This window comes from Glutamicibacter sp. JL.03c (assembly GCF_025854375.1).
GTDB lineage: Bacteria > Actinomycetota > Actinomycetes > Actinomycetales > Micrococcaceae > Glutamicibacter.
This window is the reverse complement of record NZ_CP107575.1, coordinates 3,354,596-3,379,752: the sequence shown is the minus strand read 5'-3', so window position 1 is coordinate 3,379,752 and position 25,157 is coordinate 3,354,596. Positions and strand designations below refer to the sequence as shown.

Sequence of the window (25,157 nt, the reverse complement as noted above, 5' to 3'; positions counted from 1 at the left end):
ACATGACGATGTTCCGCCCTGTGACGCCGTCACTGCCAACGGGCAGGCCCCGATGCTTCACTGGTAGGGCAAACCATCCAGAGCGGCTGAGAGACCTGGCTCCGCGACGCCGCAGCAAGCCTGCCTTCCGCAGTAAGTGCTAACGCCAGGTTCGATGGATTCGCAGAATCTTTCTGCATCCTTCGGAATCCATGAAGATGAGGAGAACGAAGATGACCGTACTGAGCACCCAGCTGCCGCGTGTGCCATACACCGGCACCGCCGATGAAGCAGAACTCGCGCAGTGGCGCGCAGCAGCCCGGAAAGTTGCCGACCAGCTGGCCGCCGATGCCCTGGAGCGCGACCGCAAGAACGCCCAGCCTTTTGCCGAAGTGCAGCTGCTGCGCGACGCTGGCCTGCTGAACCTGTTGGTTCCAGCGCAGTTCGGGGGAGCGGGAGCTCACTGGGAAACTGCTTTTGAGGTGGTTCGTATTCTTGCTGCCGCCGATGGCTCTATTTCCCAGCTGCTGGCCTACCACTACGTGAACCAGTCGGGCATCGCTTTCTACGGGGCACCGGAAACCCAAGCCGAATGGTGGACCCGCACCGTGGAAGGCGGTTGGCTGTGGGGCGACTCGGTCAACCCTGTCGACCCGACACTGACCCTGATTCCGGAAGGCGATGGATTCCGGCTCAATGGCTCCAAGCGTTTCTCCACGGGCTCCGGGGTCGGCGAGGTCATCGTCATCAATGCCGAGGTCACTGAAGGTGAACGCAAGGGTCAGGTTCTGGCCTTCATCATTGATAGGAACCGTGAGGGCCTGGAAATTGTCGATGACTGGGACTACCTGGGTCAGCGCCTGAGCGCTTCGAACTCGCTGAAGTATCACAACGTGCGTATTGAGCCGACGGATCTGCTCGGCGAGGTGACCGAGGAACCAGTCTCGACACTACTCACCCCTGGCATCCAACTGGCGTTTGCCAACTTCTATCTGGGCATTGCAGAGGGCGCGCTGGCGCGTGGCAAGCAGATTCTGCTTGGTCGCAAGAACGCGTGGCTGTTCTCGCAGGCCGAGACCTACTCGCAGGATCCGATCTTCCAACGCACCGTGGGCGAGCTGAAGGCGCGCACCGCAGCGGTAGCGGCGCTCACCGAAAAGCTGGGACGCAAATTCGATGCGCTACTTGCCAAGGGCGGGGACGTCACCCAGCCCGAGCGCGCGGCGCTGGCCGTGGACATTGCCGAAGCCAAGGTGGTCTCCACCGAGGTCGGTGTCGAGGTGGCCAACCGCATTTTCGAAGTCACCGGTTCGTCCTCCACCGCCAACTCGGTGGGCCTGGACCTGTTCTGGCGCAATGTGCGCACCCACTCCCTGCATGACCCGGTGGACTACAAGAAGATCGAAGTCGGCGCCTACTTCCTGCGCGGGGAGTCCCAGCCGCTCTCGCTGTACACCTAAGAACTTTTCTACGGACAGGATCCTGTGATGACTTTATTGACTACCGATAATCGACTGAATCAACTCAAGGCCCGCTTCGCGCCACTCTTTGAACAGATTGCCGAGGGCGCTGCCGAACGCGACCGCAGTGGCGAGTTGCCCTACCAGCAGATTGCCGACCTGGCTGCCGCCGGTTTCGGGGCGGTGCGCGTGCCGGTGTCCCATGGCGGCGCGGGCGCCACCCTGCCGGAGCTCTTTGAGCTCTTTGTTGATTTGGCGGCCGCTGACTCAAATATCGCCCAGGCGTTGCGCGCCCACTTCGCCTTCGTGGAAGATCGGCTGATCGCTGCCCCCGGGGCGGGCCGGGATAAGTGGCTGGCACGCTTCGTGGCCGGCGAGCTGGTCGGCAACTCCTGGACCGAGGTAGGTACGGTGAAGGTCGGGGACGTGATCACCAAGGTCACCCCGAATGGGGAAGGTGGGTTCCGGATCAACGGCACCAAGTACTATTCCACCGGTTCCATCTTTGCCGACTGGCTGGATACCTACGCGGAGCGCACCGATACCGGCAAGCGCGTGATCGCCGCGGTCAACCGCCACCAGCCTGGCGTGGAATTGGCCGATGACTGGGACGGTTTTGGCCAGCGCACCACCGGCACCGGGACCTCGACCTTCACCGATGCGATTGTGGCCGAAGAGGATCTGATCGACTTCGATACCCGCTTCAAGTACCAGACCGCTTTCTATCAGCAAGTACTGTTAGCGGTGCTCGCCGGGTCAGCTAAAGCTGCCGAACGCGACTTCGCTGCAGAGCTGAAGGCTCGCAGGCGCACCTTCAGCCACGCGGCGGCCAATGTCGCTGCCGAAGATCCGCAGCTGTTGCAGGTGATTGGTGAGGTTTCGGCGGCTGCCTTTGCTGCGGCGGGAACCGTGGAGCGCGTGTCCCAGTCACTCCAAGGAGCTTACGAGACGGCGCTGGCCCTGCAGGCGGGCGAGATTTCCGTGGACGAGGACGAGGCGGCCAATGACGCCGCCGAGCTGGCCAGCGCGCAGGCCCAAGTGGTGCTCACCCCGCTGGTGCTCAACTCCATCACCCATGCCTTTGATGCGCTGGCCGCCTCGGCCACGAGCGTGTCGAAGAACCTGGACCGGCATTGGCGCAATGCGCGCACCGCGGGCAACCACAATCCGTGGGTGTTCAAGGCGCGGCTGATCGGCGATGTGGCGGTCAACGGGGCCGAGCTGCCGCGGATCTGGGCCATCGGCGCCTCGAAGTAGCCACCGGCCAGCGGTGATTGTGTAGGCTGATCCCAAAAGGCAGGGTCCGAGGGGAGAAGCATGGCCGATGAGAAGCGCAGCGCCCTAGCACGGTGGCTCTTGCCCGGGGGGACCGATCCCGATCCCCGGTTCACGCTGGCCAATGAGCGGACGTTTCTGGCCTGGATCCGCACCTCGCTGGCCTTTGTCGCCGGGGGCACGGCCTTGGAAGGATTCACCGCGGAGGTCTTCGCCGCCCCCTTGCGCACCATCGTCGCGGCACTGGTCATCGGCATCGGCATCCTGATCGGCACCGGCGCGGCCATCCACTGGCTGCGGGTTGAGCGCAGGCTGCGGCACGGCCGCTCGCTGCCGGTGCCGGCGATTGTCCCGCTGCTTTCGGCCGGTGCGGTCCTGGCGTCCGTGGCGGCCCTGGCCATGGTCCTGGGTGCCACCCGATGAGCGACGGATTCCCCGCGCCGCGCGATCCCGGGTTGCAGCCCGAACGCACCGTGATGGCATGGAGCCGGACGATGTACTCGTTCTTCATCACGGGCGCCATCTTCCTGCATTGGCTGCCTGCCATCGGTGCCTCGGCGATCTGGCTGTGCGCGCTGTCCGTGCTGGCAGGACTGGGAATTCTCGGCTCCCAGCGGACGCGCTACCGGCGCATGGACCAGCAGCTGCGCAGGCAGCGGATGCAGGCCGATGCAACCGCCGTCCTGGCCACCACGGCGCTGCTGGTCATCGTGGCCGCCGGCGCCCTGGCCCTGGTGCTGCTCGGCTAGGCCGGGCCCCGGGGCTAGCGATCCCAGCTGGGGGCCGCGGGCTTGCGCTGGCTGCCCCAGCAGCAGGTCGCCGAGCAGGCGCCGCTGCCCGGGCGCAACGCGCCCTCAGCGGTCACTGCCGGCGCCTCGACCGCTTCGCCGCGAACCTGGGCGGCCCGTTCCAGCACCGCATCCACCAGGCCCGAGACGAACACCGGGTCGACCCCGACCGTCGCGGCACGCACATACGCCAGCCCGAGGTCCGCGGCGGTCTGGGCGGCCTCGGTATCCAGGTCGTATTTCACCTCCATGTGGTCGGAAACGAAGCCCAGCGGCACGACGACCACGCCCTCGATGCCCGCCGCGGCGAGTTCCTCCAGCCGGTCGTTGATGTCCGGTTCCAGCCAGGGCGTCTGCGGCGAGCCGGAGCGCGAGCAGAAGACCAGTTCCGCGGTCAGCGGCTGCTGCCCTGCGAGCTGCTGGTCGATCCATGCCATCAGCTGCTCGTGCTGCGCGCGGTAGCCGATGGTTTCGCGCTGCGAGGCTTGCAGCATGGCCTCGGGAATCGAATGCGTGACATAGAGCAGGGCGTGCTTGGCTGGATCCAGCGTCCCGGCCTGTGCCGCGAGATCGGCCAAGCCGCGGCGCACGCACTCCAGCTGTGCGGCCGCGAAGCCGGGGTGGTTGTAGTACTGGCGGATCTTCTCGAAGGACACCTGCAGCCCTTCCTCGGCCAGCGCCTGCTCGGTGCGGGCGAAATCCTCGCGGTACTGGCGGCAGGAGGAATAGGAGGAGTAGGCGGAGGTGTCGATGGCGAGAAAGCGCGAGCCCGAGGTGCGCCGGGCGAACTCGCGCACCGTGTCGGTGAGGAAGGGGTCCCAGTTCCGGTTGCCCCACAACACCGGGGTGGCGATTCCGCGGCGCTTGAGTTCTTGCTGGAGGGCGGCGAGCAGTTCGCGGTTTTGGCCATTGATCGGCGATTTGCCGCCGAAGCCGTAGTAGTGCTCGCCGACCTCGACCAGCCGTTCATCGGGGATGCCGCGGCCGCGGGTGACATTCTGCAGGAAAGGCAGGACATCCTCTTCGCGTTCCGGTCCGCCAAAGGACATGAGCACTAGTGCGTCGAAAGGTTCGATGTGGGTGGGTTCCATAGGCTGGATTTTACAAAGCGTAGAAAATGAAGCGGCGGTCCTTTCAGGATCCGCTCAGGTTCCCGGGCTGGGACAACGCCTCGGTGTGCAGGCGCTGCACCTGCTCGATATCCTCCGGCGCGTGCAATGCGTGGCGGGCCCGGTGGAAGGACTCGATGGCTTGTGCGCGCAAGGCCGGGGCCCACTGCGCATCCGCGGCGGCGAGCAGCGCGCCCAGTTCCCTCTGGATGCGCATGGCCACTTCCACCGTTGCGGCGCCATCGCGCGAGACCGGGCGGAACGCGTCCTGCACCAGATCCTGCGGGTCCAGGGCCTGGAGATAGACCCGGGGCGCTGTGCGGGACGCGTCCAGATCGGTGCGCAGCGCCGGCTGCAGCACCCGGTGGGTGGCGCTGAGCACCTCGATCGCGGTGCCCGGATCGTTGACGGCCGGGGAGAGCGCGCGGCTGGAGATCTCTGAGAGCGCAATCAGGCCGAGCCGGGGGTCCTGGTCGAAGGTGCGGTGGGCGGCGATGGTGAACGCGTGGGTGATGGCCTCGCAGGCCGAATCGGGCAGCGCGATGCTCGTGAAGCCCAGGGGCTGGCCAGCGAAAATCCGGGATCCACCACGCCGATCCACCCAGATCATGCACTGCTGCTGTTCAGCGATCCGCTGCAGGGCGGCCACATCCACATTGAGCACGAACCCCGAGTCCTGGCCGGTGACCGGGTGCGCGGTGCTCGGCGGGGAGGCCCAGGGGCAGGCGCCCATCAGCGGGTTGTGCGCGTAATCGCCCATGGCCTTGGCCGCGGCGTTTTCCACGCGGTCGATGATATCGGACATGCGGCCAAAGCGGGTCAGGAAGGAAATCCAGCGCAGCAAGGTGATCAGGACGGCGAGGATGACCGCGACGGTGCCCAGCAGCAGGAAAGCCTGCCCGCCGTCGCCGTAGACGCCGGCGGATTGGGCGACGATGCCGACGATGGCGAAGGCGAAGGCCCCGATGAACGTGGAGAGCGCATGGTGCGAGGTGCGGTCCGCGGCGAGCAGCTGGATGGACCTCGGGGTGCCGATCTGGGTCGCCGTGGCGTAGGCGGAGACCATGGTGGTCAGCGAGAAGGTCGTGACCGCGAGCATCGAGGTCGCCAGGATTTGCAGGATCGAGGCCGTCGAATCCTTGCCCAGGGCCCGGGAGAGTTCGGGCGGGACCAGGTGCCCGAAAAGGTGCGCCGCCATCACCAGCGCAATGCCCAGCACCGTGAAGAGGGTTGCCGGGAACCATATGCCCCGCAGTGCCTGCCTCACATGCACAATCCATCGGTTCATCTGCGCTCCTCGGTGCTCTGCGGCGCGGGCTGCTGGAATCCGGTGCCTGGCCTGCTTGATGCTTGGAGTGATTCTAGCGCCCAATGACCCGGAACCATCCACGGGCCAGCGAATTGTGCGGTTCAGGGCTGTCGCCAAGATCACGGGGCAATGAGAGCCGGGGCACGGGAGGGTGAACCTAGAATTGTTGAGGACTTTCAACGATTTTTGAGGAACACCATGACCGCTCAGGGACAACCCAACAGCCCGTTCAACTACATTCAGGTCGTCATCGCCGCACTGGGCGCAGGCTACCTCAATGTGATCATCTTCTTCATCGGCATCGCCTCGGGCGCGTCGATGAAGGTGGGCAGCAATCCGGAGGAGATTGTCGGCTTCGACAACATCCTGCAGTTCACCTGGCTGCCCCTGCTGGTGCTGGGCCTGGTGGTCTTCCTGATCGGCCGCGCCAAGAAGGGTGTCACCAAGGTGGCCCAGTGGGTCGGCTTGATCGTTGCCGTCGTCTCGAGCCTGGCGGCCATCCTGTCCGCCGCGGATGCGGCCACGGCACTGACGCTGAGCCTGATCCACATTGTCACCGGCATCGCCTGGTTCTTCGCCGTGCACTACGGCAACAAGAAGCTGCACGTTGCTTCCAAGGACGTTGTGCTCGCCTAGCGAAGATGGCGCCCCAGCTGCGGCACCGCAGATCAGCGATGATCTGCGGTGCCGCGGTTTTTTGCCCGGTGGCCGCGCTATCCCAGAACCAGCGCCGCCCGGTAGCGGCCATCCTCGAGCACCGACATGGAATCCAGCTCCTGCGCCGCGATGGGCAGGCAGGTTGCATCAACCCAGCTCTCGGCACTGCTGTCATTGACCCAGGAATCCTCGATGACCACCACAGGCCGTTCAGCCGTGCCGGCGATCCCGTGGCACAGGACCCAATGCGGCACATCGAAACCGAGCATCCGCTCCAGCGACACCAGCAGCAACACCTGGGCGCCACCGGCCAGGGCCTCCACGATCTGCGGCATGGCCAAGCGTTCGGTGCGCAGATCCAGTCCGGCGGTGTCGGCCTGCAGCCGCGACTGCCGCTGCAGCACGGCACGCCAATCGCGGTCGGCCTCGGAATAGTAGTCGACCATCACCGGCTCGCGGGTATCCAGCCAGACCCTGACCGGGCTGCGGGGCCAGCGCCGGGCTACGGCAAGCCCCAATTCAATCGGTTCGCAGGCCATGAAATTGGTCGCCTCGCGCCACAGCATCAGCTCCGCGACGCGCAGTTCCCCGAGGGACTGGATGCGGGAGGTTTCCTGATGCGCGGTGAGCGCGGCGACCGCAGCGCAGGTGAAATTCTCCGTCTGCTGGTAATGCGGATTCCGGAGGTAGCGGGCCGGCGCGAGCCACTGGACGAACCCGGCGGCCGACGCCCGGCCGGTGCGGTGCGCGGAGCGCCGGGGCGCCGGTAAGCGCTCGAACCCCAGGTTCTGGGCCAGGTCCTGCAGGTCGGGATGCCCTAGCCGGATCTCCCATTTGACGCAGGCCAGCCCCTGCTGCCGCGCGTGATCGAGCACCGCCTGCACCACCTGCCCCAGATGCTCGGTCGTGCGCCCCAGGACGCTGGAGATTTTCAGGTAGGCCCCGGCCGAGCGGGCGGTCAGCAGCGCGCACCCGTCAATGGCGCCTTCGGCCGAGCGCATCGCCAGGATCTGTGCGTTGGACGCGGAAAGATCACGTTCCCAGGCCTCCCCGGGCGGAGCCAGGTGTCCCAGCTGCTCTGGATGGCTCGAGGGATCGAAGTCCTCGAGGGTGATGCCGGGGGCAAAATTACGGGCCATGCTCTCTCTCTTTCGCCGGCTGCCGAGGGTGCAACCCGGTCTTCGGTGTTATCTAGCCGCGCGAGCGGTAGAGCAGCCAGATGAAATACGGGGTGCCCAGCAGGGACACCACCAAGCCTGCGGGGATCTGGGCGGGGGCTATGACGGTTCGCCCCAGGGCGTCGGCCAGCGCCACGAGGACCGCCCCGAAGAGCATGGAAACCGGAATCGCGCGGTGATGCCGGGAACCAACCAGGGACCGCGCCAAATGCGGGGCGATCAACCCGACGAAGCCAACAACACCGATGGCTACGACACTCAGCGCGGCCAGCCCCGCCGCAAGGCTCAGGGCGATGAGACGGGTCCGCGCCGGGGCGACGCCCATGATCCTGGGCAAATCCTCGTCAACGGCCAGCAGATCAAGCTTGCGGCCCATCAGCACTGCGGCCGGAAGGGCGCCGAGGAGCATCACCGCCACCGGCAGGACATCGGCGAATTCCCTTCCGTAGGTCGAGCCGGAGAGCCAGGTATAGATTCTCGGGGTCTGCCAGGAATTGATGCTCAGCAGCAAATAGGTGGTCACCGCCGAGAGCGTGTATCCCGCGCCGATGCCAATCAGCACGAATCGTTCCGGGGAGAAGCCCCGGCGCCAGGCGAGCGAGGCGACGGCAGCGAAGGTCGCCAGGCCGGCAACCACCGCGAAAACCACGAGCAAGGATCGGGAACCGCCGAAGACGGTGACAACAATGGCCGCACCCAAGCCGGCGCCGGCGGTGATGCCCAGAATCCCGGGTTCTGCCAGCGGATTGCGGACGGTGCCCTGCACCAGGCAACCAGCCAGCCCCAGGGCGGCCCCGGCGCACAAGGCCGCGGTGGTCCGCGGTGCGCGCTCGGAGAAGGCCCGGTCGATCAGCGTCGGGGCGGCATCTTGGAGCCATAAGGCCAGATCGCCCAGGCGCAGCAGCATGCTGCCGGACAGCAGCCCGAGCACGGCGGCAACGACCAGCAGGAACACGCCCCATCCGAGGGTGAACGCGAAGCGCCGCCGGCTGCGCAATTTGCTGGCGGCGTGCAGCGCATTTCCTGTCCTGGAAGCCTCGGGCAGCCTGAACGCGAGCACGATAATCAGCACTCCACCCAATATCGCCGTGGGCACCCCGGTGGGGATGGAGGCCGCACCCTGTGCGCCGAGCAGCGCGCGCAGCACCACGTCGGCCAGCAGAATCAGCAAGGCGCCGATGAGCCCGGTCGCGGGGAGCAAGAACAGCTGCCGGCGCAAGACGGTCAGCTTGCGCGCCAGCAATCGGGCGAGCACCGGAGCCCCAAGACCCACAAAAGCGATGGGACCGGCCAGGGAAACCGAGACGCCGGTGAGCAGCACCGCGCAGAGCAAAGCCAGGATGCGCGTGGAACGAACTGGAATCCCGAGGACCACCGCGTTGTCATCCCCCAGGGACAGGACATCGAGACGGCGTGAAAGCAGCAGGCACACGGCAAGCACCGCCAGCATCACCGGCAGGCTGCGCAGGAATGCATCCAGATTCAGCTGGGCGAGCGAGCCGGAGCCCCAAGCGTACAACCCGGTGGTGTTTTCCTTGAAGAGCAGCAGGACGATGCCGCTGCCGGCTTCCAGGGCCATCGCGATCGCCGAGCCGGCCAAGATCAGCCGAGTGGTGGCACTCCCGGTACTGCGACCGGCCAGCGCCAGCACCGTGCCGGCGGCAGCTATGCCACCGGCAAAGGCCACTGCGCTGGAGGCCAGGGTGGAGAGACTGAGCCCGAAGGCAGCCACGATGCATAGCGCAAAATAGGCGCCGGAGGTAACTGCCAAGGTATCCGGTGAAGCCAGCGGATTGCGGGTCACCGATTGAAGCAGGGACCCGGCCACCCCGAGGGCGAGGCCCACCGCGGCTCCCGCGCAAAGGCGCGGCAGGCGGGAACCGGTGAATATGTCGGAGGCCCGCACGCCGCCAACACTTGTGCTCTCTCCGCCCAGGGCGCGCCATAGCTCCGGCAATCCCACCCCGGACGTTCCCTGGGTCAGGTGCCAGGCCCCTGCCAGCAGCACCGCGGCCAGCAAGGCTGCCAGCACCCCCGCCCCGGCCGCGGCGCGCGCGCCGATGACCGGGGGCATCGCCGAGTGAGGCAGGGGAGAAGGCGAGGCCGCATTGCCGTGCCGGGCTGGCGACTGAGCGGTTTTTTCAGCAGTGTTCATTGCCGTGGTGAACTACTCGGCTTTCGCAGCGGAGGTGAGTGCATCGGTGAAGGCATCCACCGCCTGGCTGGTGGATTTTGGTCCACCGGCGCCCCAGATGTTCGGGAACTGGTAGGTGCGTCCTTCCTTGACCGCCGTCAGATTCTTCCAGATCGAGCTCGATTCAAGCTCCGTCGTCCAGCCGGTGCCCGCATCATTGGAGTAGAAGAGATTGGCATCGCCGACGCCAGCCAGGCCCTCGACGTCGGTTTGGGCCAGGCCGTACTCCTTGTTGACACCGCCTGAACCGAAGGACTCATTGACCTGGTCGTTCCAAGCGGGAGTCAGGCCCAGTTCCTTGCCCAGCTCGGTGAACAGGGCGCCATCGGTATATGGGCGGATGGTGAGATTCGAGCCTTCAACCCAGCCGTCGAAGAAGAGGAAATCGGTGGTCTGGGGTTTCACGTCGGCGACTTCCTGCTTTTTCTGCGCCAGGTGGGCATCGAACTCTTTCAGCACCGCCTCGGCCCGTTCAGTGCGGCCCGTGGCCTGTGCGACCTGGGAGAAGACGTTTTTCATGTTGCCGATGGGATCCGACGAGTCGTTGCCTTTCAGCGCGAGGACCGGGACATCTGACTTGTCGAGCTGGGCCAGTACTGGGTCGTCTTCGCTGAAGGCGTCCACGATGATCAGATCGGGGTTGAGCGCGTAGATGGAATCCAGGTCCGGTTCCCCGCGCTCGCCTACTGATTCAACCCCCTCAGGGAGCTTTTCGGCGGTGACATAGGTGCTGTAGCCCTCTGGCGAAGCCACACCGACAGGGTTGATGCACAGAGTCAGTGCGTCTTCAATCTCCTGCCATTCCAGGACGACCACGCGTTCGGCGGGCTTGTCCAGATTCAGGCTTCGTCCCAGGTCATCGGTCATCGATACCGGGTCCGTGCTGGTTTTTGTCGTGTCCTCGGCGCAGCTGGCCGAGGCGACCGTGGTGCTTTGCGTTGCCGCTGAGCTGGAAGTGTCGGTGACGCCACAGGCGGTGGCGGAGAGGAGCAAGGCGAGGCCGGTCAGGCTGACAACGGCGCTACGTGCGAGTGTAGGCATGAGTTTCCCTTGGTGTTGGATGGGGTAATGGCAAAAGTGCGGATCAGTTTTGATGGTGGCGGCTGACCGGCTGGACACGGAGTGCTCCGGTCGCGGCATCGGCGTGCACCTGCACGGTGATCTCGTAGACCTCCGTGAGGTTCTGTGCGGTGAGCACTTCAGACGGGGTTCCGGTTGCATAAACGCGCCCGTGCTTCATCAAGACCAGGGAATCGGCCAGGGCCGCGGCCTGGTTGAGGTCATGCAGCACAATGCCGATGGCCAGCGCGTTGTGCTGGGCGAGGTCATGGACCAGGTCCAGGGTCTCAACCTGGTATTTCAGATCCAGGTGGTTCGTTGGTTCATCCAGCAGCACCACGTTGGTTTGCTGCGCCAGGCACACTGCCAGCCAGACCCGTTGGAGTTCGCCACCGGAGAGTTCTCCGGCGGCCTTGGCAGACATGTCCGTGGTTCCGGTCAATTCCATGGCCCAGGCAATCGCTGCGCGGTCTTTGGCGGAAAGCCCTGCGAAACCGCGCCGGTGCGGATGCCGGCCAAAAGCGACGATGTCGGCTACCGCCAGGCCTTCCGGCGTGGCATGGGATTGGGCGAAGAGCGTGACTTCATGTGCGAAATCCCGCCCGTTCAGGGTGCTGATTTCGCGGGACGTCCCCTGGGAATCGGTGAGCGTGATCGTTCCCGCGGCACGCTCGTGCAATCTGGCCATGGATCGCAGCAAGGTGGATTTGCCGCTTCCGTTGGGGCCGATGAGCGCGGTGACATGTCCCGGGGAGAGGCTGATGGATGCGTTCTCAACAACGGTGTGCTTGCCGTAGCGCAGTACGACATTTTCGGCTTTCATGCTGCCGGTGGCACTGATGGTGGCTGCGGTCATGGGAGCTGGCCGGGATTGCCGAAGGACCAAATACGTCCGTGCTGAGTATGGATTTTCACTTAGGTAAGTCTAAGTTAAGTTCTTCCTGTCAGCAATCGATGATTTCAGACAGGTAATCAGGTTTTTCGGTCACATATGTGCGTTTCCACTAGTAAATGCGCCAGGAGTAGATCCCATAATGCGGCGAAATGCATCGATAAAGGTGCTCGGTTGCGCATAACCCAGCAGGTCGGAGACGTCCTGGACGACCTCGCCACCTGCCAGCAGCTCCAAGGCGCGGTGGATTTTCACCGCTTGACGCCACTGGGCGAAAGACAGGCCGGTGGATTCCCGGAAAGCGCGGGTAATGGTCCGGGCGCTCACCTTGCTATCGGCGGCCCATTGATCGAGGGATCGCTGATCTGCCGGGTCAGCCAATAATTGATCAGCGATGGCACTGATCCGCGGATCATCTGGCAGGCGCAGCGCCAGCTGGTTCGCAGAAGGCGTGAGCACGTCAAAAACGACAGATTCGGCTCTCGCCCTTTCCTTTTCTCCGAGTTCCGTGCGGGAGAGGTAGACCAGCAAAGCCTCCAGCAGCGGCTCCATCGTGATGACCGTGGGGTCTTTGAACGCAGCGGACGTTCGTTCGACGGCGAAGAAGGCGCTGAAAAGCTTGATGTGCGCGGTGAGCCGCCCGCCGTGGAGTTTTCCCGCCGGGATCCACAGGCCGTACCCTTCGGAGACGGTGAAGATCTGGCCTTCGATTTGGGCAGTCAACGTTCCTTCGTGCGCCCATAGCAACTCGTGGGCTTGATGGAAGTGAGGTTCCCATTCCGTGGAAACGTCTATGGCGTGGGCTTCGCTCAGAATCACAAAGGACGACGTGGCGCCACTGGGCAGGGCTGAAGCCTGTGCCAAGGCAGTGTCTGGTTCGCGCGGCCAGGCGCCGAGCCCAGAAACTGGGGCAGAAGGGTAGGTCATGTCTAGCAGTATAGAAAGCGAATCAGGGCGAAGGATAAGCCCGTGGGGTGGGGCTCACCGCGCGGGCAGGTTCAATACGTATTGCTCCAGTTCGTCACTGCTGCTTTCGAGGACAAAACCCCGTGTGGTCAGCAAGTGCGCGGAGACCGTATTCCCCGCGGCGACACCCGCGCTGAACGTTGCGACACCGAAGAGCTCAGCCGTTATCGCCAGCGCGCGGTCGAGCATCGATCCGCCGATTCCGCGTCCCCAGTGCTCGGGGGAAACCCAGTAGCCGATTTCTACGCTGCTGTCCTGGCGAGTTGAAAAGACCACGCCAACCCGGTGGTCCGCTTCCGTGGCCACAAACCAGCGTGATGCGCCGATATGCTCCAGATTCTCGTGGTGAAGAGCCGCTTCGACGCACGAGTCGATCTCCAGTTGGCTCCACGGTTGCCCGTAGCCAATGAAGCGCACGACTCGCTGGTCCGAGGCCAAGGCGGCAAAAAACTCTGCGTCGGTGTCGAGAAATGGGCGCAGCTCAAGCCAGGAGCGGGGCATTGGGTGCTCGCTTTCAAGATCGGAGAAATCAACATCAGTGCGAGGGGCTGATGATTGGTGTTGCGTGCAACCAGCTTACTCATCGCCGCCATGCCAGCAAGGCAGGAACTCGCGATCGGGGCTACCCCAGTTTCGCTGCGCGCGCCAAGGTGGCACGGGCTTGACGCAGAAGCGGTTCGTCCACCATCTTTCCGTCCAGGGAGAAGACGCCGGGATGGCGCTTGGCCTCATCCAGGACGCGCTCGGCCAGTTCCACCTCTGCCGCGGTCGGTGCGTAGGCGCGGCGGATGATCTGCATCTGGCTGGGGTGGATTGATGCCTTGGCCGCGAAGCCGGAGGCCTTGGCGTCCTGGGCTTCGAGGAACAGTCCGTCGGTATCCGGGATGTCCAGATAGACCGAATCAATGGCTGCCTTGCCCTGGGCGGCCGCGTGGATCAGCACGTGGGAGCGGGCGAAGCGGGCCACCTGCCGGTAGCTTCCATCGCCATGGCGTGATGAGGTTCCGCCCAGCGAGGCAATCAGATCCTCGGCGCCCCACATCAAGGCCACCACATTCGGTGCCGCCGCAATTTGCGCCGCGTTGGCGACGCCGGCCGCTGTTTCGCACAGCGCCACCACCGAATAGTCCGCCAGCTGGGCGCAGTCTTCCGGGGATTGGGCCTTGGGCAGCATCACGGTGGAGTACGTGGTGCCCTTGAGCGCATTGAAGTCCTCGGCGAAGTGCACGGAGTCCACCGGGTTGACGCGCACGATCGTGCGCGCGGGGTGCAGTTCGCTCTCGCGCAAGGCACGGCGGGCGGCCTCTTTCTGGTCTTGGGCGACGGCATCTTCCAGGTCGATGATCACCGCGTCGGCCCGGTCGGCCGCCTTGGCGAAGCGCTCGGGCCGATCGCCCGGGCAGAACAGGATGGCCGGGCCCATCATGAACTCATTCATCCCCGGCCGCCTTCCTGGATGCCTCATGGGCCTGTCGGGTCCACATCAGGCAGGTGCGGGTGGCCGTGGCAACGATCTGGCCGTGCTGGTTGCGTCCGGTGTGAGCCATCGAGGCCAGCCCCTGCCCGGGCCTGGACTTCGAGGGCCGCAAGGCGGTGATCTCGGTTTCGGTGTACAGGGTGTCGCCGTGGAACATCGGATGCGGGAAGCGCACGTCGTTGATTCCCAGTTGCCCGATGATCGTTCCTTCGGTCAGCTGGGCCACCGACTGGCCGATCATCGTGCTCAGGGTCAGCAGCGAGTTGACCAGCGGCTTGCCGAAGGGCTGGGTGGCGGCCCACGCGGCATCTAGGTGCAGCCCCTGAGTGTTCATGGTCATCGTGGTGAAGGCGATGTTATCCGCTTCGCTCAGCGTGCGCCCGGGCTTGTGGGCGTAGGTGGCACCGAGCACCAGCTCGTCAAAGTACAGTCCACGTTGTTCGATCCGTTGTGCGCTCATGCCGGTTGCTCCTCTGCTTCGGGATCTGCTGCTTCGACGGTGGCGATGACCTGCTTGGCCTTGACGGTGTCTCCCGGGGTCAGCGCCGCCAGGTGCACGATTCCATCGGCCGGTGCCAAAAGTTGATGCTCCATCTTCATGGCTTCCACGATGGCCAATAATTGCCCGGACACCACCTGCTGGCCGTCGCTGACCTGTACCGAAATGACGGTTCCCGGCATCGGGGAGAGCACATCAGGGCAGTAGGCTCCTGACTGCTGGGCCCGGGAGGCGAGCTGTTGGTCCAGGACCTCTTCGCGGCGCAGCTTGCGCACCGCGGCGCTCCAGCCGGATTCACTGAACCACCAGGTGCCATCGGCCGCCAGCGCCTGCTTCGTGGTGCTGCGCGCGGCGTTGATTTCAAGACCGGAATCCACGGCTCTCACGAGGAATTGCTCCCCGGACACCGTGACGAGGCTGCCCCCGGGGGTGGGCAGCAACGTGGTTTCCACGACCTGCCGGCCGTCGTCGAAATGCTGGGTGATCGGCCGATGCTGCCCAGCCCGCCACCCATCTCGCGCGCCCCAGGGCGTGCGGCTGGCGGGAAGGCTCTGGCAGTGGAGATGCGCGGCCAGAGCCAGTTCACGTGGGCCAGGGGCGCGGAAGGTGAACTCGCCCATTTTGCGTTCGATGAGGTTGGTATCCAGCCTTCCTGCCACCACATCCTCCTCGGCCAGCAGCAGGCGCAGGTACTCGCCATTGGTCAGCACCCCGAGCACTACGTTCTGCTCGAGGGCGCGATCAAGCCGTGCCAGGGCACCGGCGCGATCCGGGGCCCAGGCGATCAGCTTGGCCAGCATCGGGTCGTAGTGGGCGCTGATTTCCAGCCCGCTGCGCAGCGAGCTGTCCACTCGCACGCCATCTGGTTCCCTGACCTCCAGGATCCTTCCCACCGAGGGCAGGAAGTTCGCCGAGGGGTCTTCGGCATACAGGCGGGCCTCGATGGCATGGCCGTGCAGCGTCAGATCATCCTGGGCGAAATCCAGCCGCTGGCCGGCGGCGATGCGCACCTGCCAGTCCACCAGATCCAGCTTCTGCCCGCGCACCCGCACGACTTCTTCGGTGACCGGGTGCTCCACCTGCAGCCGGGTATTCATTTCCATGAAGAAGAATTCGTCGGGGTTCTCATCGCTGACCAGGAATTCAACGGTTCCGGCACCGACATAACCCACCGATTGCGCGGCGGCCACCGCGGCGGCACCGATGCGCTCACGGATCTGCGCACCGCGTTCCAGGTGCTCGAAGAGCGGGGCGGGAGCCTCCTCGATGACCTTCTGGTGGCGCCGCTGCAGCGAGCACTCGCGTTCACCCAGGTGCACCGTGGTACCGTGCGCGTCGGCCAGGACCTGCACTTCGATATGCCGCGGGTTGCGCACCAGGCGCTCGAGGAAGAGCGTGTCATCGCCGAAAGCCTTCAGCGCGGTGCGCCGGGCGCTGGCCAGCGCCTCGGGCAGCTGCTCGGCGGCGTCCACGGCGAACATGCCCTTGCCGCCGCCACCGGCCGAAGGCTTGATCAGCAGCGGGTAGCCCACCTCGGCCGCGGCGGCCAGCAGCTGCTCATCGCTGAGCGAGGGTTCGGCGATGCCAGGAACCACGGGGACCTGATGGGCCTGGACGTGGTTCTTGGAGCGGATCTTGTCGCCCATGAGGTTGATGGCGTGCACCGGGGGGCCGATGAAGGTGATCCCCGCAGCCTCCAGGGCACGGGCGAAGTCCACATTCTCGGAGAGGAAGCCGTAGCCCGGGTGGACCGCTTGGGCGCCACTGGCCTGGCAGGCGGTGATTACCGCCTCGATATTCAGGTAGCTGTCGGCCGCTGGGGCTCCGCCGAGGCGGATGGCGGTGTCTGCCTGGGAGACATGCAAGGCACCGGCATCCGCATCGGAGTACACGGCCACCGATTTGATGCCCAGGGCGCGCAGGGTGCGGATGATGCGCACCGCGATTTCTCCGCGGTTGGCCACCAGGACCGTGTCAAAGAGTGGGGTGTTCATGGTGATCTCCTCGCCTACATCCGGAACAGGCCGAAGCTGGTCTCCGGCAGTGGGGTACGGGCGCAGACCTCCAGGGCCAATCCGAGCACCCGGCGGGTATCGGCAGGGTCGATGACTCCGTCGTCCCATAATCGGGCGGTGGAATAGTACGGGCTGCCCTGGGTCTCATACTGCTCGCGGATCGGCGTCTTGAAGCGTTCCTCGTCCTCGGCGCTCCAGGTGCCGCCGGCGGCCTCAATGCCATCGCGCTTGACCGTGGCCAGCACGGAGGAGGCTTGGGCTCCGCCCATGACCGAAATGCGCGCATTCGGCCACATCCACAGGAATCGCGGGCCGTAGGCGCGCCCGCACATGGAATAGTTGCCGGCGCCAAAGGAGCCGCCAATGATCACGGTCAGCTTCGGCACCCGGGCGGTGGCCACCGCGGTGACCATTTTCGCGCCGTGCTTGGCGATGCCGTCGGCCTCGTAGTCCCGGCCCACCATGAATCCTGCCAGGTTCTGCAGGAAGAGCAGCGGGATGCCGCGCTGGTCGCAAAGCTCGATGAAGTGGGCCCCCTTCATCGCCGATTCGGAGAACAGCACCCCATTGTTCGCGATGATCCCGACCTGGTGGCCATGGAGGTGGGCGAAGCCGGTGACCAGGGTGGTGCCGTACTCGGCCTTGAACTCGTGGAACCTGCTGCCGTCCACCAGCCGGGCGATGACCTCGTGCACATCGTAGGGGGCATTCACGTCGACCGGAACGATCCCGGCCAGTTCGCTGCCCGGGTAGAGCGGTTCGGCCACCTGGGGTTCGACCTGCCACGCGGGGGCGGGGTTCGGCGGCAGCGTGGAGACGATGTCGCGGATGATCATCAGGGCATGCTCGTCGCTTTCGGCCAGGTGGTCCGCTACGCCCGAGGTCCTGGCGTGCAGGTCGCCGCCGCCGAGCTCCTCCGCGGTGACGACCTCGCCGATGGCCGCCTTGACCAGCGGCGGGCCGCCCAGGAAGATGGTGCCCTGGTTGCGCACGATCACCGTCTCGTCGCTCATCGCCGGGACGTATGCGCCGCCCGCGGTGCACGAGCCCAGGACCGCAGCCAGCTGCGGGATCTTGCGCGCGGAGAGCTGTGCCTGGTTGTAGAAGATGCGGCCAAAGTGGTCGCGGCCCGGGAAGACCTCGTCCTGCATCGGCAGGAACGCGCCGCCCGAGTCGACCAGGTAGATGCAGGGCAGCTGGTTCTCCAGGGCGATGTCCTGCGCCCGCAGATGCTTCTTGACGGTCATGGGGAAATACGTTCCGCCCTTGACGGTGGCATCATTGGCGATGACCAGCACGTGCCGGCCGTGCACCAGGCCGATGCCGGCAATGATTCCGGCGCCGGGGCTGGCATCCTCGTACAGGTCTTCGGCAGCCAGCGGGGCGATCTCCAGGAAAGGCGAGCCTTCATCGAGCAGCTGGTCGACCCGTTCGCGGGGAAGCAGCTTGCCGCGCTCAACGTGGCGGGTGCGGGATTTTTCTGAACCGCCGCGGGCCGCGCGCTCCAGGCGCTCCTGCAGCTCGGCCAGCAGCGGGGCGTTGGCCGCGGCGTTGCGTTCGAATGCTGCGGGATCCGGGCGGGAAGAAAGCGTCTTCACTAGTCAATCCTTAGGTTCGGGTTCGCTGGCAAGGGACGGGGGGATCGGCAGTTCGCCGGCATCCAGCGGATGCTCGTCGGCGACCCCGAGCATCCGCATCACCAGGGTGACGAAGTTCAGCTGGACCTCGGGCAGGGTCAGCCGCCCGGTCGGCCGGTACCAGTGCGAGGTGCCGGTGCCCATCTCCATGATGGCCAGGCGGGCGATGCCCAAATCCGCCGCGTGGAGCTGCCCGGCCGCCTGGCCCGCTTCAAGGGTCCTGGCGAAAAGCCGTTCGTAGGCATCGCGCAGGGCCTGCATGCGAGCTGCGTTCTCCGGTGCCAGTGCGCGCATCTCGTGATCGGCTACCCGGGATGTCTTCGGATTGCTGGCGGTGAAGCCCACGTGGAAGGCCACGAGCATCGCTAGTTGGCGCAGCGGATCCGCGCTGGTGGACAGCGCCCGCTGGGCGCCTGCGATCATCGAATCCAAGCAGTTTTCGATGAGTCCGACCAGAAGCTCCTCTTTGCCGCCGACGTAGTGGTAGAGGGTTGCCGAGTTCAGGCCCACGGCGGCTGCAAGCTCGCGGATCCCGGTGGCTGCGAAGCCGCGCTGGGCGAAGCAGGTGACGGCCACCTGCTGGATTGCGCTGAGCTGCATGAATCGTTCCCCCGGATTCCCAATCAATCGATTGATAATTCACATCCAACTCCAGAAGAGGTGTGTTGTCAATCACACCTAGGCGGTGGTCCGGCCCCGCGGAAGCGAGTTTAACGTCCGCGAAATCATTCTTTGCTAGCGTTCGATCCGTGGAACTTGATATCCGATGGGCAGATTTTGATGATCCCGCGCTGAGCGCATTCCTGGCGGCCCACCTGGCCGACATGGCACCGCAGTCTCCGGTTGAATCCCAGCACGCCCTGGCCCTCGAGGCACTGCGGCGGCCGGGGATCAGGATGTGGGTCGCGATGCTCGACGGGCGCATCGCCGGTACCTGTGCCCTGGCCGACGTCGCTGCGGAGCACGAGGAGCTCAAGAGCATGCGGACCGATCCGGCCTTGCGAGGGCGCGGCGTGGCGTCGAGGCTGCTGCGCCACGTGCTCGACGACGCTGGGAGGCGCCAGCTTGAGCGCGTGTCGCTGGAGACCGGGGCTGCGGAATTCTTCGCCCCGGCACGAGCGCTGTACCGGAAATTCGGCTTCGCCCGTTGCCGGCCGTTCGGAGCCTATGCCGAAGACCCTCACAGCGTCTACATGACGCGCTATCTGCGTGAAACGGACCGTTCCGGCGTCCCGGCCTGAGGGCGATGCGGTGGCGGGCCGGGCAGCGGTGTAAGGCCTGGAGCAAGCATCAGCATCCGGGAGGCGGAGAGATCCGCTGCTTCCGCAGGGTGGTGCAGCGAGGATAATGCGTCAAGATTTCTGCTGGGGTCGTCGTTGAACACCGAAATCACGGCGCTTAGTTGATAAATTCTTCCAGAATATCTTGCGGTGATGCCTCTGTTAATTCTCCGCGTTTCTGGCAGCCGCGGCACCGTCCAGGGTTGGCGGAACAGTACCAAAGCTGGCTTTGGGAATGTAGTAAACAATTCCTGGCTAAATGAATTCATGCGTCCATCCCGGACAAAAGCATTAATTCTCGGCAAACAAGACTAATATTTTCCGCCAGAACAGTGTATTACTGAATCATGACTGGTGAACCCCGCGAGAACTCCCTTCCCGGTGATGCGCGCGCTGCCTCCCGCGATTCCTTCTTTGCCTCCATCTGGAATGCCACCGATGCCGCGGGCCTGCAGCGGATGCGCGAGCGCCTGTATCTCTCCGAGGGGCTGGCGGCCAAGAACCTTTCAACGTTCTGCGTGCTGCTGTTCTTGTCGGCCGTTATCGCGACCGCCGGAGTCGTGGCAGACTCGACGGCCACCGTCATCGGAGCCATGATCGTGGCGCCGCTGATGACCCCGATCCTTGGAACAGCGCTGGCGTTGACCCTGGCGAACCGCAAGCAGATTGTCCACAACATAGCGCTCGTGGCCGCCGGATCCATCGGAATCATCTGCATTGCGTACCTGATTGGGCTGGTAACCCCGCTGGATGTCACAGCCACGACAAGCTCATAGACCTCGTCTCCGCTTTCGCGGTCGCCCGCATAGACATCTCCGACGCGCTTCCTGTCGTTGCCGTCGCCATTTCGCGGGTGCCGCCCTCAGTCGTTGTCGGATTAACGATGGATGCCGGAGACTATGGCCATTCGGTGGGGGTGCTGTTGCTCTCTGGAAAGAAGTGCGAGAAGTTGATCCCTGCTACCCATCTGGAGAAGAACAGCGTGCTGGTTGTTTTCGGCCGTCGGAAAATAACATCAAGACTGCTGCGATAATCGGGACCGAACCGATGGCTATGCCCGCATTTAGTGGTAGTAGTTCGCCAATAATTGACGTGATCAGGTTGCGCTCTTCGATTAGATCGAGGCCTTTTCAGATGAATTTTTCAATTCCCTGTTAATTGAAAGGAAGTCTCTGTCTAAACTGCTTTACCTCAAGCCGTTGATGACTAGATTCGTGATTAAAGTAATTCCCAATTAATTCCAAAGGAGCACCTCAGTGGCTGCACTTTCTGTGTAGAAGACCCCGCAGCACCCGGCGCACCGGATGCCCGATGCATCCTGCGTGACCATGAACGACAAGCGCATATTCGCTTCCACGGTGCCGCTGTGCTGTACTGGGAATAGAACGATAAGAAGCCGAGGAGGAGGCTCATTCTGGGGCTTCCTCTTCGGCTTGCTGTTTTTCGTCCCGCTGCTGGGTGCGGCCATGGGTGCAGCGCTCGGTGCCCTCAATGGTTCGCTGGGCGACGTGGGCATCGATGACTCCTTCATCAAGGAAACGCGCGACAAGATCGTTCCCGGCACCTCCGCGCTATTCGTCTTGTCCTCCCGCGGCGTCACCGGCCGCGTGGCCGAGGCCTTCAAGGGGACCGACGTGGAATTGATCCACACGAACTTGAGCCATGATGAAGAGGAGTGGCTCCGTTCGGAGTTCGAAGAGGGAGCGCCGGCTGAGAAGTAGTCCCTCAGCACGCCGCGCATGATTTCCTGCGCGGCTGGCTACGAAGCGTCAAGAAAAGTGCCATCCGCAGTGCATGGATCATGCAGTGCGGATGGCACTTTTCTGCCATGGCGCAGGGGTGCTTGGCGTTCAGGGCTGGCTGCCCGTTCCGCCCGCCGGCGCCCGCGTGCCGGCTAGCCTTCTTCCCGCAAGGTCACTGATTCGATGGGTCGGCCGTGCAGATCCTCGACCACCAGGTCGACCACCACCTCATTCCAGGCAAACAGCGGGGTGATGGCCTCCCGGACCAGGTCCAGGACTTCCTTCTCGATCACGGGCACCGATGTTTCCTCGGCCATGCTGATCCAGCATTGCACGTTCCATTGACGATGCGGGGCTCCGGTGTCGGTGGCCTTGATTTCGGTGTAGTTCAGCTGAATCGTGGTTGCTTCGGCGAAAACCCGCCGAATGGCCTTGACGATGTCCAATGACGACAGACGTGTGTGTGCACCCGTTGAGGCATCTTGGACGTCCCAGAGCTTCTGACGCGGAATCAATTGGGAGATTTTTCCCAGGACGCTGTCCGAAACGGCTTGGGGTTCATGCTGAGGTGTCGAGGATTCCAGCAGGTGGGTAATGAAGCTGTTTTGATCCTTGAGCCGCTGGCGTTCGGCATGGCACCACTGGCACTGCAATTCATGCACGTCGGCTGGCTCATCCAGCTTGAGTGCGACGTCTTCGGCGGAACGCCCACAGGGAAGAATATTCATGACACAGCCTCGCTGATTGCATTGCGTGCCCGTGCAAGGCGTCCTCGCACAGTCGATTCTGAAACGTTGGTGACCAGAGCCGCTTCCTTGTAGCTCATGCCTTGGAGCGCAATCAGCACGAATGTCTGGCGCAGTGCCGATGGCAATCCATTGATGATGGCCCAGGCATCGTCAACCTCTCCGCGCTGCAGGGCCAGGTTCTCGGGCAGCTCCCTGTCGGGAACGGGGGTTTGCTCCAGCACCCTATCATCCACGGATTGCTGGTCATTCGCACGTTGGCGAATGCGGTCGAGGCAAATATTTCGTGCCAGCCGGAAGAGCCAGGTCTTGAAAACCGAACGGTCGCGCAGCGAGCCCAAGGATTGCCAGGCGCGGATCCAGGCATCCTGTGTCGCATCCTCGGCATCGTGCCAGCTGCTGAAGAACGTCTTGCAGTATTGGCGCAGTCCCGGGGTCAGCAAAGTCACGAGCTCGCCAAAGGCCTCGGGATCGCCCTCCAGGGAGCGGCCCACCAAGCCGGTCAACCGGGGTGAATCCAAGCAACTCTCCTTAAGTGATCTATATCACATTAAAATTGTGTGATGATTTCAAACAAGATCTCGTCTGTATGAGTGTAAGACACAAGAGATCCCTTCAAAGTACGAGGAGACGCAGTCATGTCACAGCACGATTCACAAGGACCAATCGTCAAGCCAACCGGCGAGGAGCTGGAGCGCCAGGCCAAGGCGAAAGCCGCAACGGAGCAGCAGGCCAGCACGGAATTGCGCGGCCCGCTGCATACCGAGCTGGGCAAGACGACCATCGAGGACCGCGTCGTCCAGAAAATTGCCAGCGTCGCAACCCGGGAAGTGCCTGGCGTCTATGCGATGGGCAATGCCGCACGCCGCACCTTCAACTCGCTGGCCGAGCGCATTCCCGGCGCCCAAGCCAATACCGCCGGGGGAGTGAGCGTCGAAAAGGGCGAGCAGCAGACCGCCATCGACGTGTCCATCGTTGTCGCCTACGGATTCTCGATTGTCGAGGTTTCCGATGAGATCCGTTCCAATATCGTCACCCAGGTGGAGCGGGCCACCGGGCTGGAAGTGATCGAAGTGAACGTCGATGTCACCGACGTGCACCTGCCCGAGGACGATGACGACGACACCGAAACCCGCGACGGCCTGAAATAACGGTCCGCATCTAAGGAGCAGAACATGTTGCACGTCAAGTGGGGTTTGGCGATAGGCTGCCTGGCCGGTCTGCTGATTGCCTTCGGATCATTCACCCAGTTCATCGTGGTGGCCTTCTTTTCCATCGTGGGTGCCGCGGTGGGCTGGCTCTTGCAGGACAGGGTTGATCTTGGCCAAGTGTTCAGCAAACGCCGGCGGTGACGCAGATGGCACAGCTGTCCTTGAACCGTGGACGCACCACGGTGAACACGGCCGTCTACTCAAAGATCGCCGCCCAGGCCGCCTACAAGGTCCCGGTGGTCGGGGCGGCCGCCGGAGGAATCCTGGGGCTGGGGAAATACAAGGATTTTGATCGCCGGCCCAAGGCCAAAGCCGAGGTGCTGGGACAAACGGTGGTGATCGGCCTGGACCTGGGCCTGAGCTACCCGAGCAATGTCCAGCAGGCCTGCGAAGACGTGCGGAACATGGTCGCCGCCGACCTGCACCAATTCCTCGGGGTTGAGCAGGTGCAAGTCGATATCCGGGTGAGCTGGATGTCGGCGCCGGAAGAAGGAACGGGAAACAGGAGGCTGAGATGAACAGGTTCTGGCATGTCCGCAGTGCCCGGACGCTGGCCTTGATGGTGAGCTTTGCCTTGGTGCTGACTGCGAGCACACTCGTGGCGCTAGCCTGCATCCTGCGCTTGGCCACCGGCCAGTGGCCCGGGGCCGCCGAGCAGGGCATCAGCACGGTCAGCAACATGCACTTCACTGACCCCCTGGCTGTGATCGCCATGGTGGTCCTCGCGGTGCTCGGTCTGCTGCTGATGTTCAGTGCGCTCCTTCCGGGGCGCCGGCAGAGCATCCTGCTCACCAGCGATGATCCCGCTGCCGGGTCGGAACAGGCGATCTCATGCCGTGGAATATCAGCCTTGGTGGGACATGAGGTTGAACGAACTGATTCGGTGACCCGGGCGAGCGTGATAACCAGCCCCGGCCTGGTGCACGTGAGGGTGCAGACTCCTGCCCACTCGGTGCAGCGCGTACGGGATAACGCGCAGGCCCGGGTGCAGCGGGTGATCGATGGCTTGCCATTGCGCCGCGCTCCCAAGATCAAGGTCTCGGTGCAGCGGCGAGGAGGGAACTAGGAAATGTTCAGAACGCATGTGGTGCGCCAGCGACTGATCCTGGCGGTCCTCGGCCTGGTGCTGCTGGCCGCCGGCTGCCTGGGGCTGGCCGCGGTCTGGTGGGGGCTGGGCGGGAGCGCCAGCCTGGCCCAAGCACGGATTGGCAGCAGCCTGCCGATCGGCCAGAAGTATCTGGTGCCGATGGGAGTGGCCCTGGGGCTGCTCGGCATGGTGCTCTCGTTGGCCGTGCTGATCACCGCCATTCCGCGCCGCCCCTCGGCGCATGAATTCAGGTACGCATCGAGCTCCGAGGGAGTTAGTGAAATCGAAACTTCGGTCATAGCCAAGGCTGTGGAAACTGCCGCGCAAACGCAACCGGAAATCGTGGATGCGAATGTCCAGATCGGTGGCAACGCCAGCGAACCTGTGTTGTATGCACGGTTCACCTTGCGTGCCGACGCTCCGGCGAATCGCGGCATCGACCTGGTCAACGGGCGCGTCATCCCGGACATCGAAATGGTGCTGGGCGTGCCCTTCGCCAGCAAGCATGTTTCCTTCAGTTTCCAGAAGCCGGAAAAACAGGATCCGCAAAAGGCCGTGCTCATCTGAGCCGTCCTGGGAGAGCAAGAGCAAATTACT

At 64.1% G+C, this 25,157-nt stretch carries 28 protein-coding genes and 1 riboswitch; of the genes, 13 read left to right on the top strand and 15 right to left on the bottom strand.

What is annotated here, in order from left to right; translation table 11 throughout:
- Nucleotides 1-70 precede the first annotated feature (70 nt).
- Nucleotides 71-161, top strand: a riboswitch (SAM riboswitch).
- 51 nt (nucleotides 162-212) lie between these two features.
- Genes OF385_RS15655 through OF385_RS15640 form a run of 4 tightly spaced genes read left to right on the top strand, consistent with a single transcriptional unit; the run spans nucleotide 213 to nucleotide 3,463 of the window.
- Nucleotides 213-1,439, top strand: coding sequence for an acyl-CoA dehydrogenase family protein (locus tag OF385_RS15655; RefSeq protein WP_264276226.1), 1,227 nt, complete (start codon nucleotides 213-215; stop codon nucleotides 1,437-1,439).
- A 27-nt stretch (nucleotides 1,440-1,466) separates the two neighbouring features.
- Complete coding sequence (locus OF385_RS15650) at nucleotides 1,467-2,696, top strand: acyl-CoA dehydrogenase family protein (protein WP_264276225.1); 1,230 nt, start codon at nucleotides 1,467-1,469, stop codon at nucleotides 2,694-2,696.
- A 60-nt stretch (nucleotides 2,697-2,756) separates the two neighbouring features.
- Nucleotides 2,757-3,137 carry a YidH family protein gene (locus OF385_RS15645; RefSeq protein WP_264276224.1) on the top strand — a complete coding sequence of 127 codons (381 nt, stop codon included), beginning with the start codon at nucleotides 2,757-2,759 and terminating at the stop codon, nucleotides 3,135-3,137.
- The gene (locus OF385_RS15640; RefSeq protein WP_264276223.1) at nucleotides 3,134-3,463 is read left to right on the top strand and encodes a DUF202 domain-containing protein; all 330 of its coding nucleotides are present in this window, start codon (nucleotides 3,134-3,136) and stop codon (nucleotides 3,461-3,463) included. Before OF385_RS15645 ends, OF385_RS15640 begins: the two co-directional genes overlap by 4 nt.
- A gap of 14 nt (nucleotides 3,464-3,477) precedes the next feature.
- Here the strand turns inward: OF385_RS15640 and OF385_RS15635 are convergent, their stop codons facing one another.
- Together OF385_RS15635 and OF385_RS15630 are read right to left on the bottom strand one after the other, a co-directional pair.
- Nucleotides 3,478-4,593: a ferrochelatase gene (locus OF385_RS15635; RefSeq protein ID WP_264276222.1), complete on the bottom strand. Its 1,116-nt coding sequence runs from the start codon at nucleotides 4,591-4,593 to the stop codon at nucleotides 3,478-3,480.
- Nucleotides 4,594-4,636: 43 nt separating this feature from the next.
- Complete coding sequence (locus tag OF385_RS15630; protein WP_264276221.1) at nucleotides 4,637-5,899, bottom strand: DUF2254 domain-containing protein; 1,263 nt, start codon at nucleotides 5,897-5,899, stop codon at nucleotides 4,637-4,639.
- 219 nt (nucleotides 5,900-6,118) lie between these two features.
- Between OF385_RS15630 and OF385_RS15625 the strand changes: the two genes are divergently transcribed.
- Nucleotides 6,119-6,556, top strand: a complete 438-nt coding sequence (locus tag OF385_RS15625; RefSeq protein WP_264276220.1) for a DUF6069 family protein — start codon at nucleotides 6,119-6,121, stop codon at nucleotides 6,554-6,556.
- A 77-nt stretch (nucleotides 6,557-6,633) separates the two neighbouring features.
- On the opposite strand, the gene OF385_RS15620 is transcribed toward OF385_RS15625, so the two are convergent.
- From OF385_RS15620 to OF385_RS15570, 11 genes are all read right to left on the bottom strand, one after another.
- The gene (locus OF385_RS15620; protein ID WP_264276219.1) at nucleotides 6,634-7,716 is read right to left on the bottom strand and encodes an N-acetyltransferase; all 1,083 of its coding nucleotides are present in this window, start codon (nucleotides 7,714-7,716) and stop codon (nucleotides 6,634-6,636) included.
- Between the two features lie 52 nt (nucleotides 7,717-7,768).
- Nucleotides 7,769-9,910, bottom strand: coding sequence for an iron ABC transporter permease (locus tag OF385_RS15615; RefSeq protein WP_264276218.1), 2,142 nt, complete (start codon nucleotides 9,908-9,910; stop codon nucleotides 7,769-7,771).
- A 12-nt stretch (nucleotides 9,911-9,922) separates the two neighbouring features.
- On the bottom strand, nucleotides 9,923-10,990 hold the full coding sequence (locus OF385_RS15610) for an iron-siderophore ABC transporter substrate-binding protein (protein WP_264276217.1): 1,068 nt from the start codon (nucleotides 10,988-10,990) through the stop codon (nucleotides 9,923-9,925).
- Nucleotides 10,991-11,033: 43 nt separating this feature from the next.
- Nucleotides 11,034-11,864 (bottom strand): ABC transporter ATP-binding protein, encoded by an 831-nt coding sequence (locus OF385_RS15605; protein WP_264276216.1) that lies wholly within the window; start codon nucleotides 11,862-11,864, stop codon nucleotides 11,034-11,036.
- A gap of 129 nt (nucleotides 11,865-11,993) precedes the next feature.
- Nucleotides 11,994-12,827 carry a helix-turn-helix domain-containing protein gene (locus OF385_RS15600; protein ID WP_264276215.1) on the bottom strand — a complete coding sequence of 278 codons (834 nt, stop codon included), beginning with the start codon at nucleotides 12,825-12,827 and terminating at the stop codon, nucleotides 11,994-11,996.
- A 54-nt stretch (nucleotides 12,828-12,881) separates the two neighbouring features.
- Entirely contained in the window at nucleotides 12,882-13,367 is a 486-nt protein-coding gene (locus tag OF385_RS15595; RefSeq protein WP_264276214.1) for a GNAT family N-acetyltransferase, read from the bottom strand.
- Between the two features lie 121 nt (nucleotides 13,368-13,488).
- Nucleotides 13,489-14,304: an HpcH/HpaI aldolase/citrate lyase family protein gene (locus tag OF385_RS15590; protein WP_264276213.1), complete on the bottom strand. Its 816-nt coding sequence runs from the start codon at nucleotides 14,302-14,304 to the stop codon at nucleotides 13,489-13,491.
- Nucleotides 14,297-14,803 (bottom strand): MaoC family dehydratase, encoded by a 507-nt coding sequence (locus OF385_RS15585; protein ID WP_264276212.1) that lies wholly within the window; start codon nucleotides 14,801-14,803, stop codon nucleotides 14,297-14,299. The genes OF385_RS15590 and OF385_RS15585 overlap by 8 nt, the downstream gene beginning before the upstream one ends.
- On the bottom strand, nucleotides 14,800-16,836 hold the full coding sequence (locus OF385_RS15580; protein WP_264276211.1) for a biotin carboxylase N-terminal domain-containing protein: 2,037 nt from the start codon (nucleotides 16,834-16,836) through the stop codon (nucleotides 14,800-14,802). The genes OF385_RS15585 and OF385_RS15580 overlap by 4 nt, the downstream gene beginning before the upstream one ends.
- A 14-nt stretch (nucleotides 16,837-16,850) precedes the next feature.
- The gene (locus OF385_RS15575) at nucleotides 16,851-18,455 is read right to left on the bottom strand and encodes a carboxyl transferase domain-containing protein (RefSeq protein WP_264276210.1); all 1,605 of its coding nucleotides are present in this window, start codon (nucleotides 18,453-18,455) and stop codon (nucleotides 16,851-16,853) included.
- A gap of 3 nt (nucleotides 18,456-18,458) precedes the next feature.
- Nucleotides 18,459-19,094 carry a TetR/AcrR family transcriptional regulator gene (locus OF385_RS15570; RefSeq protein ID WP_264276209.1) on the bottom strand — a complete coding sequence of 212 codons (636 nt, stop codon included), beginning with the start codon at nucleotides 19,092-19,094 and terminating at the stop codon, nucleotides 18,459-18,461.
- A 65-nt stretch (nucleotides 19,095-19,159) separates the two neighbouring features.
- Between OF385_RS15570 and OF385_RS15565 the strand changes: the two genes are divergently transcribed.
- The 3 genes from OF385_RS15565 (at nucleotide 19,160) to OF385_RS15555 (ending at nucleotide 21,495) form a co-directional block, all read left to right on the top strand.
- Nucleotides 19,160-19,735, top strand: coding sequence for a GNAT family N-acetyltransferase (locus OF385_RS15565; protein WP_264276208.1), 576 nt, complete (start codon nucleotides 19,160-19,162; stop codon nucleotides 19,733-19,735).
- A 386-nt stretch (nucleotides 19,736-20,121) separates the two neighbouring features.
- Entirely contained in the window at nucleotides 20,122-20,550 is a 429-nt protein-coding gene (locus OF385_RS15560) for a DUF389 domain-containing protein (RefSeq protein ID WP_264276207.1), read from the top strand.
- A 657-nt stretch (nucleotides 20,551-21,207) separates the two neighbouring features.
- Nucleotides 21,208-21,495, top strand: coding sequence for a DUF1269 domain-containing protein (locus tag OF385_RS15555; protein WP_264276206.1), 288 nt, complete (start codon nucleotides 21,208-21,210; stop codon nucleotides 21,493-21,495).
- Between the two features lie 173 nt (nucleotides 21,496-21,668).
- Here OF385_RS15555 and OF385_RS15550 read toward each other — a convergent pair whose 3' ends face one another.
- The gene (locus OF385_RS15550; RefSeq protein ID WP_264276205.1) at nucleotides 21,669-22,244 is read right to left on the bottom strand and encodes a hypothetical protein; all 576 of its coding nucleotides are present in this window, start codon (nucleotides 22,242-22,244) and stop codon (nucleotides 21,669-21,671) included.
- Nucleotides 22,241-22,783 (bottom strand): RNA polymerase sigma factor, encoded by a 543-nt coding sequence (locus OF385_RS15545; protein WP_264276204.1) that lies wholly within the window; start codon nucleotides 22,781-22,783, stop codon nucleotides 22,241-22,243. The genes OF385_RS15550 and OF385_RS15545 overlap by 4 nt, the downstream gene beginning before the upstream one ends.
- Before the next feature lie 117 nt (nucleotides 22,784-22,900).
- Between OF385_RS15545 and OF385_RS15540 the strand changes: the two genes are divergently transcribed.
- From OF385_RS15540 to OF385_RS15520, 5 genes are read left to right on the top strand one after another with little or no spacing between them, the layout of a single operon-like run.
- On the top strand, nucleotides 22,901-23,413 hold the full coding sequence (locus OF385_RS15540; protein ID WP_264276203.1) for an Asp23/Gls24 family envelope stress response protein: 513 nt from the start codon (nucleotides 22,901-22,903) through the stop codon (nucleotides 23,411-23,413).
- A 24-nt stretch (nucleotides 23,414-23,437) separates the two neighbouring features.
- Nucleotides 23,438-23,614: a hypothetical protein gene (locus OF385_RS15535; RefSeq protein WP_264276202.1), complete on the top strand. Its 177-nt coding sequence runs from the start codon at nucleotides 23,438-23,440 to the stop codon at nucleotides 23,612-23,614.
- Between the two features lie 5 nt (nucleotides 23,615-23,619).
- Nucleotides 23,620-23,991: an alkaline shock response membrane anchor protein AmaP gene (locus OF385_RS15530; RefSeq protein WP_264277953.1), complete on the top strand. Its 372-nt coding sequence runs from the start codon at nucleotides 23,620-23,622 to the stop codon at nucleotides 23,989-23,991.
- Nucleotides 23,988-24,539 (top strand): DUF6286 domain-containing protein, encoded by a 552-nt coding sequence (locus tag OF385_RS15525; protein WP_264276201.1) that lies wholly within the window; start codon nucleotides 23,988-23,990, stop codon nucleotides 24,537-24,539. The genes OF385_RS15530 and OF385_RS15525 overlap by 4 nt, the downstream gene beginning before the upstream one ends.
- Before the next feature lie 3 nt (nucleotides 24,540-24,542).
- Entirely contained in the window at nucleotides 24,543-25,127 is a 585-nt protein-coding gene (locus OF385_RS15520; protein WP_264276200.1) for a hypothetical protein, read from the top strand.
- The last annotated feature ends 30 nt before the right edge of the window (nucleotides 25,128-25,157 follow it).

What these genes read in the sequence shown, in the direction of transcription:
- OF385_RS15655 (WP_264276226.1), top strand. Translation starts at nt 213, where the DNA reads ATGACCGTACTGAGCACCCAGCTGCCGCGTGTGCCATACACCGGCACC.
- OF385_RS15650 (WP_264276225.1), top strand. Translation starts at nt 1,467, where the DNA reads ATGACTTTATTGACTACCGATAATCGACTGAATCAACTCAAGGCCCGC.
- OF385_RS15645 (WP_264276224.1), top strand. Translation starts at nt 2,757, where the DNA reads ATGGCCGATGAGAAGCGCAGCGCCCTAGCACGGTGGCTCTTGCCCGGG.
- OF385_RS15640 (WP_264276223.1), top strand. Translation starts at nt 3,134, where the DNA reads ATGAGCGACGGATTCCCCGCGCCGCGCGATCCCGGGTTGCAGCCCGAA.
- OF385_RS15635 (WP_264276222.1), bottom strand. Translation starts at nt 4,593, where the DNA reads ATGGAACCCACCCACATCGAACCTTTCGACGCACTAGTGCTCATGTCC.
- OF385_RS15630 (WP_264276221.1), bottom strand. Translation starts at nt 5,899, where the DNA reads ATGAACCGATGGATTGTGCATGTGAGGCAGGCACTGCGGGGCATATGG.
- OF385_RS15625 (WP_264276220.1), top strand. Translation starts at nt 6,119, where the DNA reads ATGACCGCTCAGGGACAACCCAACAGCCCGTTCAACTACATTCAGGTC.
- OF385_RS15620 (WP_264276219.1), bottom strand. Translation starts at nt 7,716, where the DNA reads ATGGCCCGTAATTTTGCCCCCGGCATCACCCTCGAGGACTTCGATCCC.
- OF385_RS15615 (WP_264276218.1), bottom strand. Translation starts at nt 9,910, where the DNA reads ATGAACACTGCTGAAAAAACCGCTCAGTCGCCAGCCCGGCACGGCAAT.
- OF385_RS15610 (WP_264276217.1), bottom strand. Translation starts at nt 10,990, where the DNA reads ATGCCTACACTCGCACGTAGCGCCGTTGTCAGCCTGACCGGCCTCGCC.
- OF385_RS15605 (WP_264276216.1), bottom strand. Translation starts at nt 11,864, where the DNA reads ATGACCGCAGCCACCATCAGTGCCACCGGCAGCATGAAAGCCGAAAAT.
- OF385_RS15600 (WP_264276215.1), bottom strand. Translation starts at nt 12,827, where the DNA reads ATGACCTACCCTTCTGCCCCAGTTTCTGGGCTCGGCGCCTGGCCGCGC.
- OF385_RS15595 (WP_264276214.1), bottom strand. Translation starts at nt 13,367, where the DNA reads ATGCCCCGCTCCTGGCTTGAGCTGCGCCCATTTCTCGACACCGACGCA.
- OF385_RS15590 (WP_264276213.1), bottom strand. Translation starts at nt 14,304, where the DNA reads ATGAATGAGTTCATGATGGGCCCGGCCATCCTGTTCTGCCCGGGCGAT.
- OF385_RS15585 (WP_264276212.1), bottom strand. Translation starts at nt 14,803, where the DNA reads ATGAGCGCACAACGGATCGAACAACGTGGACTGTACTTTGACGAGCTG.
- OF385_RS15580 (WP_264276211.1), bottom strand. Translation starts at nt 16,836, where the DNA reads ATGAACACCCCACTCTTTGACACGGTCCTGGTGGCCAACCGCGGAGAA.
- OF385_RS15570 (WP_264276209.1), bottom strand. Translation starts at nt 19,094, where the DNA reads ATGCAGCTCAGCGCAATCCAGCAGGTGGCCGTCACCTGCTTCGCCCAG.
- OF385_RS15560 (WP_264276207.1), top strand. Translation starts at nt 20,122, where the DNA reads ATGACTGGTGAACCCCGCGAGAACTCCCTTCCCGGTGATGCGCGCGCT.
- OF385_RS15550 (WP_264276205.1), bottom strand. Translation starts at nt 22,244, where the DNA reads ATGAATATTCTTCCCTGTGGGCGTTCCGCCGAAGACGTCGCACTCAAG.
- OF385_RS15540 (WP_264276203.1), top strand. Translation starts at nt 22,901, where the DNA reads ATGTCACAGCACGATTCACAAGGACCAATCGTCAAGCCAACCGGCGAG.
- OF385_RS15535 (WP_264276202.1), top strand. Translation starts at nt 23,438, where the DNA reads ATGTTGCACGTCAAGTGGGGTTTGGCGATAGGCTGCCTGGCCGGTCTG.
- OF385_RS15530 (WP_264277953.1), top strand. Translation starts at nt 23,620, where the DNA reads ATGGCACAGCTGTCCTTGAACCGTGGACGCACCACGGTGAACACGGCC.
- OF385_RS15525 (WP_264276201.1), top strand. Translation starts at nt 23,988, where the DNA reads ATGAACAGGTTCTGGCATGTCCGCAGTGCCCGGACGCTGGCCTTGATG.
- OF385_RS15520 (WP_264276200.1), top strand. Translation starts at nt 24,543, where the DNA reads ATGTTCAGAACGCATGTGGTGCGCCAGCGACTGATCCTGGCGGTCCTC.